Raw genomic sequence first — 15569 nt, 5'->3', positions numbered from 1 at the left:
GGGTGGTCGCTCGTATTCCGGTTCCGGCTCGGGCTCGGGCTCGACGACCGGCTCGGGTGGTGGTGCCGATGGATTTTCGGGCTCCGGCACAGGCTCCGGCAGGGGCATCGGCGACGGTTCCGGGTCGCGTGTCGGTCGGGGTCGCGTCGGCGGCGGTGGCGGAGATGCCGCGGGCGTCGAGCTGCGGGTCGACGGTGTCGCTTGCTCGGTCTTCGGTTCGGGCTCTGACGTCGCCTCGCCGCCCGCCGCCGACTCGACCGGCAGGCGTGCTCCATCCGGCCTCGGCACCGAGTCGGTCGGAGGCTGCGGGGCGGAGGTCGTTGTCCGGGCAGTCTGTGCCGAGACCACGGCAGGGTAGGTCTCGGTTTCGGGCGCCTTGCGCTCGGGCGTGCCTGCCGGGGGCGATTTGCCCTGGTCCGGCACCGCCGAACCCGAGTTGACCGCGGCGACCTGTGCCTCGCCCGTGGGCCGAGGCGGAGGGCTCGTTGCCGCGGTTTTGGATGCGGTGTGCTTGGATGCGCCGCGGCGTGCGGCGTCCCTTTTCGATCCGGTTGGTTTGGATCCAGTCGGCTTTTTCGCCATGCCTGATTTCTTCCTGCAGCGGTGTTCGTTCCGGGTACGACTCAGCGGCCGTGGACTAGTGTAACCCGGGCGTCACGCCCCGGCGTTTTTGGACCGGTGATTGCGAACAGCATCCGAAGGTCTCGATCGAAGATCCCGTGGGACGCGGCCCGAGCCGAATCAGCCCCTTGCGGTCAGGTCGCCGTGCCGCGGGCGGCGGCCGTAACGGCGAATCGCGTCGCGATAAAATCGACCGCTGTCCTTGATCAGCCGTTGCCGATCGACGGGGTCGACGTGGACCAGGCCGAAGCGCTTCGCGTAGCCGTAGCTCCACTCGAAATTATCCAGCAGCGACCAGGCAAAATAGCCGCGCAGATCGACACCTCGGCGCAGCGCACGGGAGGCCGCGCGCAGATGGGTGCGCAGATAGGCCACGCGCTGCCGGTCGTGGAGGCGACCTGCGACCGGCGGCGGGTCGTCGAAGGCCGCGCCGTTCTCCGTGATGTAGACGGGCGGGTTGCCGTAACGTCCCTGGATCCAGAGGAGGATGTCGGTCAGTCCTTGCGGGTAGACCTCCCAATCCATCGCCGTGTACGGGCGTGCGTCTTGACGCACAGGGCGGGCACCGACCGGCTGCTCGGTCGGATCCGCGTGCACGACCGAACGCGAGTAATAGTTCACGCCGATGAAGTCAGGCGGGGCGCGCAAGGCGTCCAGCTCGCTTGTACTGTGCCGCGGCCAAGCGCTGCCGAAGATGGTTTCCATCTCCGCGGGGTAGCGGCCGAGGAAGACCGGGTCGAGAAACCAGCGATTGATGAAGGCGTCGCGGCGTGCCGTCGCGGCGATGTCGTCTGCCGATGGGCTCGCCGGATACTGCGGCTCGAGGTTGACGGCGAGCCCGATCTGCTCGATCCCCTCGGCACGACCGCTCGCCAAGGCCGCGGCATGGGCGCGCAGCAGGTTGTGCGCGACGATCGGCGTCTCGTGCGGATTGCGATGCCCGGGGGCCAGGTCGCCGTAGAGATAGCCGCCTGCCGTGATGACCCAGGGTTCGTTCAATGTGATCCAGAGGCGGACCCGGTCGCCGAGGGCGCGATACAGGATCTGCGCATAGTCCGCGAACCACCCCGGACTCGCGTCGCTCGCCCATCCCCCGCGCGCGTCGAGCGCCTCGGGGAGATCCCAATGGTAGAGCGTGAGCATGGGCTCGATCCCCTGTTCCAGCAACGCATCGACCAGGTGTCGGTAGAAATCCAGGCCCGCCTGATTCGCCCGCCCGGTGCCCTCGGGGAGGACCCTGGCCCAGGCCACGCTGAAGCGATAGGCGTTCAGACCGAGCGCCGCCATCAAGGCGACATCCTCGCGCCAGCGCCGGTAGTGGTCGCAGGCGATATCCCCGGTGTCGCCGTTTAAGACGCGACCGTGCGTGTGAGCGAAGCGATGCCAGATGCTCGGCCCCGCCCCGTCGGCGAGCGGAGAGCCCTCGATCTGGTAGGCCGAGGTGGCCGCGCCCCATAGGAAGCCTCTTGGCGGCGATTCGGTCGGCATCTCTAATGCGTGCTCGCTCATGCCTGTGCGCTCCAACTGCCGTCCTCGGCGACCAGCAGCACCTCGTCGTAGGCGCCGGGATCGTCGTCCTCGTCGCCGAGCGTGATGTAGGTCATCCCGCGCTCGCGCAGCATCGCGAGCAGCTCGTCGATCTGGCATTCGCTCAGCGCCCGGGTCGGGTGGTCGAGCATGACGAAGGCGGGCTCGGCCAGGATCACCCGTGCGAACGCCAGAAGCTGTTGCTCGCCGAGCGAGAGCAGCTCGTTCCAGTTGCGCTCCGTGTCGAGCCCGCCCGCCCGAACGAGCGCGGGCTTGAGCTTCAGCGCCCGTAAGGTCGCGAGGATGCGCTCGTCGGTGAAGGAGCCGTTGGAGTCGCTCGGCGTGACCAGCTGCCGCAAGGTCCCGGGCGGCAGATAGGGCCGCTCCGGAAGGAACATGAGTGCACGGTCGTTCGGGCGCAGGATGCGCCCTTCGCCGGCGTCCCAAAGTCCGGCGGTCGCGCGGAACAGGGCCGTCTTGGCCGACTCGTTCGGGGCGATGATCAAGAGGCGTTTGCCGCGCTGGACCGAGACGGACAAGGCATTGACCAGGTCGCGCCCGCTGCGCGGCGAGCGCAGCGTCAGTGCCTCGAATGCAACGCGGTCGCAGTCGTTGCAGATCTCGATGTTCGGTGCCCCTGGCGCTTGGTCCTCGCCCATCGCCTCGCGCAGCCCCGCCAGACGAGCGATCACGGCCGTGTAGGCAGAGATCGACTGAAACTGGGTGACGATCAGCGAAAAGGCGCCGAGCAGGTGGGCGAAGGCGATCGCGGACTGGGCAATGACGCCGAATTGGGCCTCTCCCTTAATGAACAAGGGGGCGACGACCAAGGCCGGGATGATCTGGATCATGTAGTTGTAGCCGGTGGTGAAGAATCCGAGGTTGCGGTTCACCAGGATGATGCGCTGGAAATTCGTCGTCAGATCGGCCAGGCGCTCGAGCAGCTGGTATTTCAGCCTGGCCTCGCGTCGCAGGAGCGCGATGGAGTCGGCGTTCTCGCGGACATGGATCAGGCGCGAGCGAAAGTTCGCCTCCTTGTCGAGCTGGTCGTAATTCAGACGGATCAGCGGTTTGCCGAGGAGTACCGTCATGAACGAGCCCAGCGCGGCATAGGAAACGGCCACGACGAACAGGAGCGGGCTGATGCTCCACATCACGCCCGAGAAGGCGATCACCGTGAAGCTCGCGTTGAGCAAGAGGAGCACGAACGAGAGCGTCGTAGCGGTGAGGTAGCGGATATCCTCGCTGATGCGTTGATCCGGGTTGGCCAGGTCCCCCGTGTCCTGCAGGCGAAAATAGGTCCGATTCTCGAGATAACGCTCCACGGCCCGCTGCGTCAGCCAGGTACGCCAGACCAGACCCAAGCGCTCCTCGCTGTAGCGAAAATAGACCGCGACCAGAGTCGAGAGCGCAAAGACGCCGACGTAGAGGAGGGCAAAGTGCGTGAAGCCGCCCATGTCCTTGTTCTCGATGGCCGTCATGAAATCCCGGCCGACATAGCTATTGACCACATTCAGGCCGTTGATCCCGAACAGGAGCAGGATCAACAGGGCGAACAGAAGCTTCGCCTTGCCGCCGACCTCCGAGCGCGCCAGCATGGCGAGCATTTCGAGGAAGCGTTTCCAGGTGGTGCGGCTGATGGTTGTGCGCAGTGCAATCATGGTGGAGCCGGGCCTTCGAGAGCGTAGAAGCGAGTGCCGGCGGAGCGCACGACGACCCTTCCGGCTACACTGGCCGAACGTCGCGGATGACGCTGGCCGGGCGCGAGTATAGCCTTACGCCCTGACCGGTTGCGTGATCGGTTGCGCGGGATCCTCGACGCGATCCCGCCAACCCCCGAACCGACGCCCTTCAACCCCCACCCGCGGGATCCGCAGCCCATGACGATCGAGATACCGGATGACCTCGTCGACCCTTCGCGTTGGCAGGCATACGCCTCGGGACGGGCGCAGCTCCGGCTGCAGTCCGACACCGGTCCCGACGGATCGGCGCTGCGGCTCGACTTCGACTTCCACGGCGGTGGCGGCTTCGTTGTCGCCCGGCGTGCGGCAAGGCTCATGCTGCCGGCGGCCTACTGTCTTCGGCTCGCCCTGTGCGGCGCGATGCCGCCCAATGGATTCGAGCTGAAGCTGGTCGATCCGGGCGGGACCAACGTCTGGCGCTACCGCCAGGAGATGCTCGAGCCCGACGGCGACTGGCACGTCCTCGAGATCCCGAGCCGTCTGATCGATTTCGCCTGGGGACCGGCCGGCGGCGGTGTGGCGCGCGAGATCGGTGCGATCGAGATCGCGATCGTCGCCGGCTCCGGTGGGCAAGGCCATCTGAGCATCGCCGATCTTCGTCTGGAGGACCGCACCCCCCCATGGCCGCCCGCGCTTACGGCATCGGCCGCCCTGCCTAAACATCCGCCGGACGCTGTCCTCGACTGCGGATCCGCGACCGACTGGCGCGCCGGCTGCGGTTGCGGGGAGGCATGGCTGAACTTGGATTTCGGCCGCGAATGCGAGTACGGCGGATTGATCCTGCACTGGAGCGATCCCGCGCACGCCCCGGCCTGCGAGCGCGCCTTCCACGTGCAGGCCTCGAACGACGGGGAGGATTGGCGCCTGCTCTACTCGGCTTCCCGTGCCGGCGGGGCCTGCAGCTTCGTCGGCCTGCCGAACGCCTCCTCGCGCTATTTGCGGCTCTCGCTCGATCCGGGGCCGGACGGCGTCTATCCGGCACTCGGCTCGATCGAGCTTCAGCCCGATGCCTTTTCGCGCTCTGCAAACGAGCTCTTCCATCATGTGGCCGAGCGCGCGCCGCGCGGGCGTTATCCGCGTTGGCTCTATCGCGAGCAGACCTACTGGACGGCGGTGGATGTCCCCGACGGGGGGATTCCGGCCCTGCTCAACGAGGACGGCTTGATCGAGGTCGGACCCGGCGCCGGCAAAGGTGCCGGCTGGTCGCTCGAGCCCTTTCTGTTCGTCGACGAGGGTCTGCTCGGCTGGGCCGAGCTGGCGCCGGTCCCTGGCTTGGAGCAGGGCGAGCTGCCGATCCCGTCCGTAACCGGAACACGGGCCGGTCTCGTCCTCGCGATCACCGCCTTTGCGGCCGGCGCGCTCGGGCAGCGGGTGCTCTATGCACGGTATCGCCTGGAGAATCGGCGCGACACCCCGGTCGCGGCCACACTCTTCGTCGCGGTGCGCCCCTTCCAGGTCTCGCCGCCGTGGCAGGGCGATGCCGACATCGGCGGCGTGAGTCCGATCCATCGGCTGGCCTATCGCGACGGTCGGGTTCGGGTGAACGACGAGGAGGTTCTGATCCCGTTGAGCGCGCCGAGCGGATTCGGCGCGGCGACCTTCGATCAGGGAGCGATCGTCGATCGGCTCGCCCTCGGCCGGCTCCCGCCGGACCAAGCGGCGGAGGATCCGCTCGGCTTCGCCTCGGGTGCGCTGCGGTTCGATCGGGTGCTCCCGCCCGGCGGGGTCGAGGAGGTCTTGATCGCGATCCCCTTCGCCCGAGACCGCGCGGGGTCGGACTTGGAGGCGCTGCGTCTCGGGCACGGGCTCGATGCGGACGCAGGATTTGCCGAGGCGGTGCGCGACTGGTCGCAGCGGCTCGGCGCCGTTGCCTTCACGCTGCCGCCCTCGGCCCGCATCCTCGCGGAGACCGCCAAGACGGCGCTGGCCCACATCCTGATCAACCGCGACGGTCCCGCGTTTCAACCCGGGCCGCGTCGCTACACCCGCTCCTGGATCCGCGACGGCGCGGTCATGTCCGCCGCGCTGCTGCGGATGGGCTGCCGGACCGAGTCGGCAGACTTTATTCGCTGGTATGCTGGGTTTCAGACCGAGGCCGGCGAGGTGCCCTGCTGTGTCGACCACAAAGGCCCGGATTGGCTGCCCGAGCACGACAGCCTCGGCGAATTCATCTTCGCCGTTGCCGAGCCGGTGCGCTTCACCGGCGATCGACAGCTCGCGGCTGACCTCTGGCCTGCCGTGTGTCGCGCCGTCGCCTATCTGGAGCAGCTGCGCACCGGTCGGTTGACCGATGCGGAGCGCACGCCCGAGCGCCGCGCCTGTTTCGGTCTTCTGCCCGAGTCGGTGAGCCACGAGGGTTATCTCGCCCAGCCGGTGCACGCCTACTGGGACGATCTCTGGGCGGTGCGCGGGCTCAAGGATGCCGCCTGGCTCGCCGAGATCCTCGGCGAGGAGGCTGAGCATGCGCGTCTGAGCGCGCTCTGCGAGGATTTTCGCCGCACCCTCTACGCCTCGATCGCGCTGACCATGTCCGAACGCGGGATCGACTTCATCCCCGGATCGGTGGAATGGGCCGACCCGGACCCGACCGCCATCGCGGTGGCCTTGACCCTGATCGACGAGGGCCACCACCTGTCGGAGGCGGCCTTGCGGCGGACCTTCGAGGAGCTTCTGAATCGCTTTCGCGCCATGCACGACCAGGGCGTGGACTGGACCAACTACAGTCCCTACGAGGTCCGCGCGGTCGGAGCCCTCGTCCGGCTCGGACGCCGCCGCGAGGCCCACGAGGTGCTGCGCGTCCTCCTTGCCGACCTGCGTCCGCCGGCCTGGCATCAGTGGCCCGAGATCATCTGGCGCGATCCGCGCGCGCCCGGCCATCAGGGCGACCTGCCGCATGCCTGGATCAGTGCCGAGTATGTCCTGGTCTTCCGCGATCTCTTCGCCTACGAGCGCGAGGCGGACGGGTCGCTCGTGGTCTGTGCCGGGATTCCGCTCGGCTGGTTGGACGAAGGTCCGGTGAGCGTGATCGGTCTGCCGACCTGGTATGGCCTGCTGGACCTGCATCTCGGGCGCGGGGCGGGGGATGCCTTCGAGCTGACGCTCTCCGGACTCGACCGGATCCCGCCGGGCGGGATCCGCTTCGCCCCGCCGCTCGATCTCGCGTCGCGCTCGGTCCGCGTGAACGGCGAGCCGGCCGACGAGGTCACGGCGACGGAGCTGGTGATCCGGGCCTTGCCGGCGCGCGTCGTCGTGACCTGAGCCGCGGCTGTGCCGACCGAAGTTGTCTTTAAACCGCGCCCGGTGCGGTATGCGTCATTTGGTGGATGGCTTGGCCGCGCCGGCTCCGACGACTGTCGGAGCCGGCGCGGTTTAAAGTATTCAAAATCTTAAATTCTAAACCGCGTCTCACTGGGATCAAGGATATCTCCGAAGCTAAACGAACAATGAAAACGACGCATGTCGCTCTGGACGCGGTTTAGATGACGCCTGTCAGGAACCTCAACGATGGACACTGATCGCTACAACCGACCGCAGGTCGCGCCTCCGCTCGTGTATCGGCTCTCGAACGGGCGCTATGCGGTGTCGTTTTCGGAGGTCGGCAGCGGTGTCTCCTCATGGCACTGGATCGGCCTGACCCGCGGGCGGGCGGATCCCGTGATCGACGACCTGGGCTCGGTCCTGTATCTGCGCGACCTCGATACCGGGCGTTTTTGGTCTGCGGGCTATCAGCCGACCCGCGTCCCGGCGCAGCTCTACCGCTGTCGCGCGATCGGCGAGGGTCCGGATGCACGCGTCGAGCTTGAACGCGAAACCGAGGCGTTGTTGACCAGTCTCACCCTCGGCGTCGAGGCCGGCTCCGACCTGGAGTGCCGCCGTCTCAGCCTGCAGAATCGCTCCGCGCGTGCGCGGCGCATCGAGGTGACCAGCTATCTGGAGGTCGTCGTGAACGACCCGAACGCGGACGCCGCACACCCGGCCTTCAGCAAGCTCTTCGTCCAGACCGATCGCGACGCCGCATCCGGCGCCCTCTTGGCCCGGCGCCGGCCGCGTGCCGCCGAGGAGCGCTGGCCCTGGCTGGTCCACGCCGTTGCCGGCGCGCATGCGATCGGCTGGGAGACCGACCGTCGGCTCTTCCTCGGACGCGGCGGTAGTCTGCACACCCCAGCGGCCTTGATCGGCACGGAGCCCTTGTCCGGTGCGCTCGGCAGTGTCCTGGATCCGATCCTCGCACAGCGCGTCGTCGTCGAGCTCGCACCCGAGGGGGAAGACGAGATCCTCTTCCTGACCGGGGCGGCGGAGGGGCGCGAGGCGGCCTTGGATCTGATCCGACCCTTTCGAGATGGACGCGACGCCCGGTCCCCGGCGCGGTGGTCGCCGCAGGCTCCGGGGTCGGCAACGACGACGGTGTCGCCGTGCGCCGAGACGGACGCGATCGACCGGGACGGCGAGGCCCTGCGATGCTTCAACGGTCACGGTGGATTCTCGCCCGATGGTCGTGTCTATGTGATCCGCCTGCCTTGGAACGGAACCGCGTTGCACCGCCCGCCTCAGCCCTGGATCAACGTGGTCGCGAACGAGCGCGCCGGGTTCCTGGTCAGCGAGACGGGGGCGGGCTATACCTGGAGCCGCAACAGCCAGGCCAATCGGCTGACCCCTTGGTTCAACGATCCGGTCGGCGATCCGCACGGCGAGGCACTCTATCTGCGCGAGGAGACCGAGGGCGATTCAGCAGCGGTTTCGCGGGTCGGCGAGGTCTGGTCGCCCCTGCCGGGTCCGCGCCCGGCGCCGGTTGCCTACGAGGTCCGCCACGGTTTCGGCTACTCCGCGTTTCGATCCAATTACAAGGACCTGGTGCAAGAGGTCACGCTCTTCGTGCCGCGTCGCGACCCGGTTCGCATCCTGCGCCTGCGGTTGACCCATCGCGGGACGCGCCCTCGCACGCTCTCGATCTTCTCGTATCAGCAGCTGGTGCTGGGCAGTCAGCCGAGCGCGCCGGGGGCGATCGAGACCGCGTTCGATCCCGAGCGCGACATCCTGCGCGCAGTGAACCCGGCCGCGGGCGATTTCGCCGGCGCGATCGTCTTCGCCGCGACCCTGGTTACGAGCGGACGGGTCGAGCCGGTCGGGTTCAGCTGCAATCGCGCCGCATTCATCGGCCGTCACCGCGATCTCGTCTCGCCGGCTGCAGTCCTTTCCGGCGCCGACCTCCGCGGTGACGCCAGTTGCGATGCCGTCGGCGCCGGCCCCTACCCCTGTTTCGCGCAGCAGTCGAGGATCCATCTTGCTCCCGGCGAGACGGCTGAATGCGTCTTCCTGCTCGGGGAGTGTCTCGACGAGGCGGAGCTGGATGCCCTGCTCGCATGCTATCGCCGTGCGAATGCGGTCGCCGAGGCCCTGGCCGAGGTGACGGGTTTCTGGACCGACCTCACCGACGCGCTCCGGGTCGAGACCCCGAGCCCGGCGATCGATCTCATGCTCAACGGCTGGCTGACCTACCAGAACCTGGCCTGCCGCCAATGGGCGCGCTCGGCCTTTTATCAGTCCGGCGGCGCCTTCGGCTACCGCGACCAGTTGCAGGATGCCTCCGCCTTGGTCGGTCTGCGCCCGGATCTGACCCGCGCCCAGATCCTGCTGCATGCCGCCCATCAATTCCGCGAGGGCGACGTGCTGCACTGGTGGCATCCCGCTCCTCTGGAGCGGGGGCTGCGCACCCGGTTCTCGGACGATCTACTCTGGCTGCCCTTCGTGACGGCCGACTACATCCGCGCGACGGGCGACACGGGTATCCTGGACGAGTCCGTCCCTTTTCTGACGGCGCCGCTGCTCGCGCCCAGCGAGGACGAGGTCTACCTTCGGCCCGAAGACAGCGGCGAGTCGGCCGATCTCTACGAGCACTGTTGTCGGGCCATCGACCGCTCGCTCACGCGCGGCGCACACGGCCTACCGCTGATGGGGACGGGTGATTGGAACGACGGAATGAATCGTGTCGGGCGTCTCGGGCGCGGGGAGAGCGTCTGGATGGGCTTCTTCCTGTATCGCATCCTCGAGGACATGCTGCCCCTCTGCGCAAGGCGCGGAGACGCAGCGCGCGTCGCCGCCTACGGCGCCTATCGGGATGCGCTGGTCCCTGCGCTGGAAGACGCCGGGTGGGACGGGGCCTGGTATCGCCGCGCCTACGACGACGAGGGCGTTCCGCTCGGCTCGCACACCAACAGCGAATGCCGGATCGATGCGCTCGCGCAGGCCTGGTCGGTGCTCTCTGGTGCGGTCGATCGCGCCCGGGCCGAGCAGGCAATGGCCGCCGTGCGCTCCGAGCTGGTCGACGAGGATCTGGGTCTGATCCGCCTGCTTGCGCCGCCGTTCGTCGATACGCCGCAGGATCCGGGCTACATCAAGGGCTACGTGGCGGGCGTGCGCGAGAACGGCGGACAATACACCCATGCGGCCTGTTGGGCCGTGATGGCCTTTGCCGAGCTCGGTCACAACGAGCGCGCGGCCGCTTTGCTCGAACGCCTCACTCCGGTCTGGCACACCAGCTCACCCGAGCGGTTGGCCACCTACGGGCTCGAGCCCTATGTGGTGGCGGCCGACATCTACGGCGCGGCGCCGCATGTCGGGCGCGGCGGCTGGAGCTGGTATACGGGCTCTGCCGGCTGGCTCTATCGGGCTGCGCTCGAGTCGGTGCTCGGGCTGCGTGTCGAGTCGGGGCGCACGCTGCTCATTCGGCCTTGTATCCCGTGCGATTGGCCCGGGTTTCGAATCCTCTACCGCCTCCCCGACGGGGCGACCCGTTGCGATATTCGGGTGGCGAATCCGCATGGAGGTGCGGAGGTCGTCGCGGCTCGTCTGGACGGGCAGGCTGCGGCGCTCTCGGCGGGGACCGCGCGGATCCTTCTGCCGGCCTCCGGGGGGTTCTATTCCATCGAGATCGAGATGGGGCGACGAGCCGCCGACGGCGGCGATGTCGGCGCCTGACCCGAACGGGGATGGCCCGCGTCGCGACCTCTTTCGGGGGGCTTCACGCGGACTCGACGCTCGCTTAAGATGTGCGCGTATATTGACCTGATTGATGGCGGTGGAGAAGGAATCGGGGCCTTGCGCTTCGGATCGATACCGCGTCGCACGCCAGGGTCATCCTCATCTTCGCGGTGCTCACCGCGGGTCGGCCGAGCGGTCGGCTCCGCGGCGTCCGTGCGTCGACGGCGAGCCCGCGGCGAGCGATCCGAATCCATCCTCGACGGCCACGATGCAGGGTCGCGGCCGGGAGCCGTGCCTCGCGCTGTCGGTTTTCCGGACCGCTCGGGCGCAGCACCCGGCATCGACGATTCCGCCGCGAGCAACCTTTTTAACGATCTTTGACCGGCATCTCTCACTGGACAACCTGGCGCTTCCGACTATGAATGCATCTCGCGACCTCAAACGAATCTCCGCCGGCCTGCTCGTCGTCTTGGCGATGACGCTGGCGGGAGAGGCCGTATCCCAGCCCGCTGCAGCGCCGGAGGATGCCGGCGTGCCCGGTGCCTTCACCTTTGCAAACGTCGTGCGCCGTGCCGCGGAGCTGGCGCAGGCGCCTTACCAACGCGATGCGCCCGAGCTTCCCGAAGCCTTTGCATCGCTCGATTACGACGGGTTCCGGGATATCCGTTTTCGACCGGATCACTCCCTGTGGCGCGGCGACGGTCTGCCGTTTCAGGTCCAGTTCTTTCATCGCGGATTCATGTTCCAGGACCGAGTGACCATCAATCTCATCGACGGGGAGGAGGTCACACCGGTCGAGTTCTCGACCGAGCTGTTCGATTACGGCAAGAACGTGGTCCCCGAGCAGATCCCGCATGACTTGGGATTCGCGGGTCTGCGTCTGCTCTACCCCATCAATCGCGACGATCTCTTCGACGAGGTCGCGGTGTTCCTCGGGGCCAGCTATTTCCGTGCGGTGGCTCAGAATCTGAATTACGGGATCACCACGCGCGGTCTGGCGATCGATACCGGTCTTTCGACCCGCGAGGAGTTCCCGCTGTTTCGCGAGTTCTGGATCGAAAAACCCGCCGAGGACGCGGTCGAGATCAGGGTCTATGCCCTCATGGACAGCCCGCGTGTTTCCGGGGCCTATCGGTTCGTGATCAAGCCAGGCCTCGAGACGACCATGGAGGTCAAGAATCACCTCTATTTCCGGGACTCGGTCGAGAAGGTCGGTATTGCGCCCTTGACCAGCATGTTCATGCACGGCGAGCTTACCGAGCGGTTCATGGATGATTTCCGCCCCGAGGTGCATGACTCGGACGGACTTATCATCGAGACCGGGACCGGCGAGCGCATCTGGCGCCCCTTGATCAATCCGCTCGGTCTGCGCATCAGTACCTTCCAGGTCGAGAACCCACGGATGTTCGGCCTGTTGCAGCGCGACCGCGACTTCGCTCACTATCAGGACCTCGAGGCCCACTACCACAATCGCCCGAGCGCGCAGGTCGAGCCCATCGGCGACTGGGGCAAGGGCGTGGTGGAGGTGGTCGAGATCCCGAGCAACTCGGAGCGCTACGACAACATCGTCGCCTTCTGGACACCGGAGCGCCGCGTCGAAGCGGGAGACGAGATGGAGTTCGCCTATCGCCTGAGATATTCGGCCGATCCGGAGGAGCGTTTGACCGGTGGACGGACCCTGGCGACCCGCATCGGCGCTGCAGGAACGGATGTGCTTGATTCCAATCGTCGCAAGTTCGTGGTGGATTTCGTCGGCGAGAACCTCTCGAAGCTGCCGGCCGAGACCCCGGTCATGGCGACCGTCACCACGACCTCGGGCGAGCTGTCTCCCCCGATCGCGCAGCACAATCCGGAAACCGGCGGTTGGCGTCTGTTCTTCGAGCTGACACCCGAGCGCGGTCGAACGGCGGAGCTGCGCGGCTTCCTCTATGACGGGAACGACGTGCTGTCGGAGACTTGGAGCTTCGAATGGATTCCGCAGTGACTACACAAGTCGGCGATGGATTGCACGCGTCGCTCGACGCCGGTGAGCCGGTCGCCGTATCGCCGGCCGATTGGGAGCAAGCGGCACCGCGTGTCGCCCGTTATCTGCGCGCGCTCGGGGTTCGCGACCCGCGCGATCTCGAACGCCTGATGACGGCGATTCGCGTGCGCTTCGAGCATCAGGTGGAGACAAACCTGGTGGCCGACGCCGTCGAAACCGGCATCGAGGAGGCGTCCAAGCTGCTCGACGAGTGGCTGGCGGCCGAGCTCGGTCCGGACGTGCCGGGGTCGATGCGCGGCGTGGCCCGTGCGGTTGTCCTGGGCGGCGCGGTGCCCGGTTGGGTCGGGGTCTGGTCGGGCCGCACGCCCCACCTCGGTAATCGGAGCGGCGATCAGACCACGGGGGATCGACCGATCAGCGAGCGTATCCGAGCCAGCAGTCTTGCCGCTGTTCCGGATCCGGCGCCTCTGGCGATGGTGACGCAACGCATCGATCCCTGTTGTTATCGCCTTTTTCGACGGCTCGCGCGACGGCTGCACCGTATGCTCCCCGGATCGCTTCATCGGCGGCGTATGAATCTCGGACAAACCCTATGAAGGGCGTCTCCTCGGGCGGGCGCTCCGACCCCGTTTATCGTCGGATCCTTTTCTTTTCCCTGGTGTTGTTGACCACCTTCGGCGCCATGAGCTTGCTCAGCGGCGTCTTTCAAGAGGGCGGCATCACCCCGCTCGAGTTCGCGCTCCTGCTGCTCTACGCGATCTTGATCCTCTGGATCAGCGCCTCCTTTTGGACCGCCGCGATCGGTTTCATCCGCCTGCTGGTGCGGGAGGATGAGCCACCTCCGAGCGCACGCGCCGTCGGGTCGACGCCCGGTTCGGGTTTCAAAACGGCCCTGGTCATGCCTGTCTACAACGAGGATTCCGAGCGGGTCTTCGCGGGTCTGCGTGCGATCGACCGATCGCTTCAGGAGACAGGACAGGCCGAGGGTTTCGAGATCTTTGTCCTCAGCGACACGCGCGACCCGGACATTTGGGTCGAAGAAGAGCTGCAATGGCGAAAATGGGCCGTCGAGGCAGGGTTGCCCGAGCGCATCTTCTATCGCAACCGGGTCGAGAACACGAGCCGCAAGAGCGGCAACCTGGCCGATTTCTGTCGGCAGTGGGGCGGGCGCTATCGCTACATGATCGTGCTCGACGCCGACAGTCTCATGTCCGGCGAGACACTCGTGGAGATGGTCGCGCGCATGGAGCGCAACCCGGATGTCGCACTGATCCAGGTTCCGCCGGTGCCGGTCAACCGGATCTCGCTGTTTGCGCGTGTCCTGCAGTTCGCCAGTAGCCTTTACGGGCGCATCTTCGTCGCCGGGCTGAGCTACTGGCAGGGCGATACCAGCAATTACTGGGGACACAACGCCATCATCCGGGTCGAGGCATTCGCGGCCCATTGCGGACTGCCCGAGCTGTCCGGGCACGAGCCGTTCGGCGGCGAGATCCTGAGTCACGACTTCGTGGAGGCCGCACTCCTGCGCCGCGCCGGCTGGAAGGTCTGGCTCGCCGATGATCTGGGCGGAAGCTACGAAGAGATCCCTCCGACCCTGATCGACTATGCCAAGCGCGACCGCCGATGGTGCCAAGGCAACCTCCAGCATGCCCGGCTCGTCTTCGCGGGCGGCTTCAGGCCCTTGAATCGGGTCCACCTCGCGATGGGGGTCATGTCCTACATGGCCTCGCCGCTGTGGCTCCTGTTTCTGCTGCTCACGGGCCTGCAGGCGTATCTGAATAGCCTGGATGTGCCCGTCTATTTCTTCGGCGACTATCTCCGGCCGATCTGGCCCGTCTCCTATGTGGTCGAGATGACCACGGTCCTCTGGGTTACGCTGGCCATGCTTTTTCTGCCGAAGCTGTTCGCCCTGGTCCTGCTTGCCGCGCGCCCGCGCCTGGGCGCAGCCCACGGCGGATTGGCGCGCGCCACGCTGAGCGTCGTGCTGGAGAGTCTGCTGTCGGTCCTCTATGCACCCGTGCTCATGCTCTTTCAGAGCAAGTTCGTCGCCTCGATCCTGCTGCGCAAGGTCGTCGGTTGGCCGCCGCAGCAGCGGGGCGATCACGGGACCGGGTTGACGGAGGCGCTCGGGGCTCACGGCGGACATACGTTGTTGGCCGTCGGGGCAGGGCTGCTGACCTATTATTACGTCCCGGCCTTCTTCTGGTGGTTCACGCCTGTGTTGGCCGGACTCCTGCTCGCGATCCCGGTCTCGATGGCGACCAGTCGGGTCTGGCCCGGCGAGCGGACGAGGGCGCTCGGACTCTTCCTGACGCCCGAGGAGCACGACCCACCGCGCGTGCTCGAGCTGCTGACTGAGCAGATGAAGAACACCGGAAGCGCCCTATGCTCGGCAGACACTGCTTCGGGTGAACGGGGCTCGGAGGAGATCGTCGGCGATCTCTGGTATCGCGCCGTCATTGATCCATGCGCCTATGCGCTGCATGCATCGCTCTTGCCGGAAGAGATCCCCAACCGGCGGCGCAGGCATTATCTCGAGGGTCTGATCTTCCAACTCCAGGACGAGGGGCCGGATAGCCTGAGCGCGGCTGAGAAGCGGGTGCTCCTCTCGCATCGCGACGGGCTCGAGGAGCTGCATCTACTGCTGTGGTCGGCGCCGGTGGGTCCGGCCGCCGTGCCGGCGCGATCCCCGCAGCCTACCTAAGCCGGGCGAGGTG

Annotated in this window: 7 protein-coding genes; 5 read left to right on the top strand and 2 right to left on the bottom strand. The window is 67.0% G+C overall.

Annotation, left to right across the window (positions count from 1 at the left end; translation table 11 throughout):
- Positions 1–741: 741 nt before the first annotated feature.
- Together VLR48_RS11360 and VLR48_RS11355 are read right to left on the bottom strand one after the other, a co-directional pair.
- A complete protein-coding gene (locus tag VLR48_RS11360) occupies positions 742–2130 on the bottom strand; it encodes a GH1 family beta-glucosidase (RefSeq protein WP_325291896.1) in 1389 nt (462 codons plus the stop codon).
- Positions 2127–3809, bottom strand: coding sequence for an ABC transporter ATP-binding protein/permease (locus VLR48_RS11355; protein ID WP_325291895.1), 1683 nt, complete (start codon positions 3807–3809; stop codon positions 2127–2129). The genes VLR48_RS11360 and VLR48_RS11355 overlap by 4 nt, the downstream gene beginning before the upstream one ends.
- A gap of 219 nt (positions 3810–4028) precedes the next feature.
- On the opposite strand from VLR48_RS11355, the gene VLR48_RS11350 reads away from it, so the two are divergent.
- The 5 genes from VLR48_RS11350 to mdoH all read left to right on the top strand — a co-directional run bounded on the left by VLR48_RS11350 (position 4029) and on the right by mdoH (position 15556).
- Positions 4029–7148, top strand: a complete 3120-nt coding sequence (locus tag VLR48_RS11350) for a discoidin domain-containing protein (protein WP_325291894.1) — start codon at positions 4029–4031, stop codon at positions 7146–7148.
- A 246-nt stretch (positions 7149–7394) separates the two neighbouring features.
- Complete coding sequence (locus VLR48_RS11345; protein ID WP_325291893.1) at positions 7395–10865, top strand: GH36-type glycosyl hydrolase domain-containing protein; 3471 nt, start codon at positions 7395–7397, stop codon at positions 10863–10865.
- Positions 10866–11286: 421 nt separating this feature from the next.
- The gene (locus VLR48_RS11340) at positions 11287–12852 is read left to right on the top strand and encodes a glucan biosynthesis protein G (RefSeq protein WP_325291892.1); all 1566 of its coding nucleotides are present in this window, start codon (positions 11287–11289) and stop codon (positions 12850–12852) included.
- Positions 12849–13448 (top strand): hypothetical protein, encoded by a 600-nt coding sequence (locus tag VLR48_RS11335; RefSeq protein ID WP_325291891.1) that lies wholly within the window; start codon positions 12849–12851, stop codon positions 13446–13448. The genes VLR48_RS11340 and VLR48_RS11335 overlap by 4 nt, the downstream gene beginning before the upstream one ends.
- The gene (gene mdoH, locus VLR48_RS11330; RefSeq protein ID WP_325291890.1) at positions 13445–15556 is read left to right on the top strand and encodes a glucans biosynthesis glucosyltransferase MdoH; all 2112 of its coding nucleotides are present in this window, start codon (positions 13445–13447) and stop codon (positions 15554–15556) included. Before VLR48_RS11335 ends, mdoH begins: the two co-directional genes overlap by 4 nt.
- The last annotated feature ends 13 nt before the right edge of the window (positions 15557–15569 follow it).

Origin of the sequence: Thiocapsa sp., from assembly GCF_035467215.1 — a bacterium.
Taxonomy (GTDB): Bacteria; Pseudomonadota; Gammaproteobacteria; order Chromatiales; family Chromatiaceae; genus Thiocapsa.
Note: the sequence above shows the minus strand (reverse complement) of the source record. Positions and strands in the feature narration are given on the sequence as shown.

Coding starts and splice junctions, on each gene's coding strand:
- VLR48_RS11360 (WP_325291896.1), bottom strand. CDS start 2,130: ATGAGCGAGCACGCATTAGAGATGCCGACCGAATCGCCGCCAAGAGGC.
- VLR48_RS11355 (WP_325291895.1), bottom strand. CDS start 3,809: ATGATTGCACTGCGCACAACCATCAGCCGCACCACCTGGAAACGCTTC.
- VLR48_RS11350 (WP_325291894.1), top strand. CDS start 4,029: ATGACGATCGAGATACCGGATGACCTCGTCGACCCTTCGCGTTGGCAG.
- VLR48_RS11345 (WP_325291893.1), top strand. CDS start 7,395: ATGGACACTGATCGCTACAACCGACCGCAGGTCGCGCCTCCGCTCGTG.
- VLR48_RS11340 (WP_325291892.1), top strand. CDS start 11,287: ATGAATGCATCTCGCGACCTCAAACGAATCTCCGCCGGCCTGCTCGTC.
- mdoH (WP_325291890.1), top strand. CDS start 13,445: ATGAAGGGCGTCTCCTCGGGCGGGCGCTCCGACCCCGTTTATCGTCGG.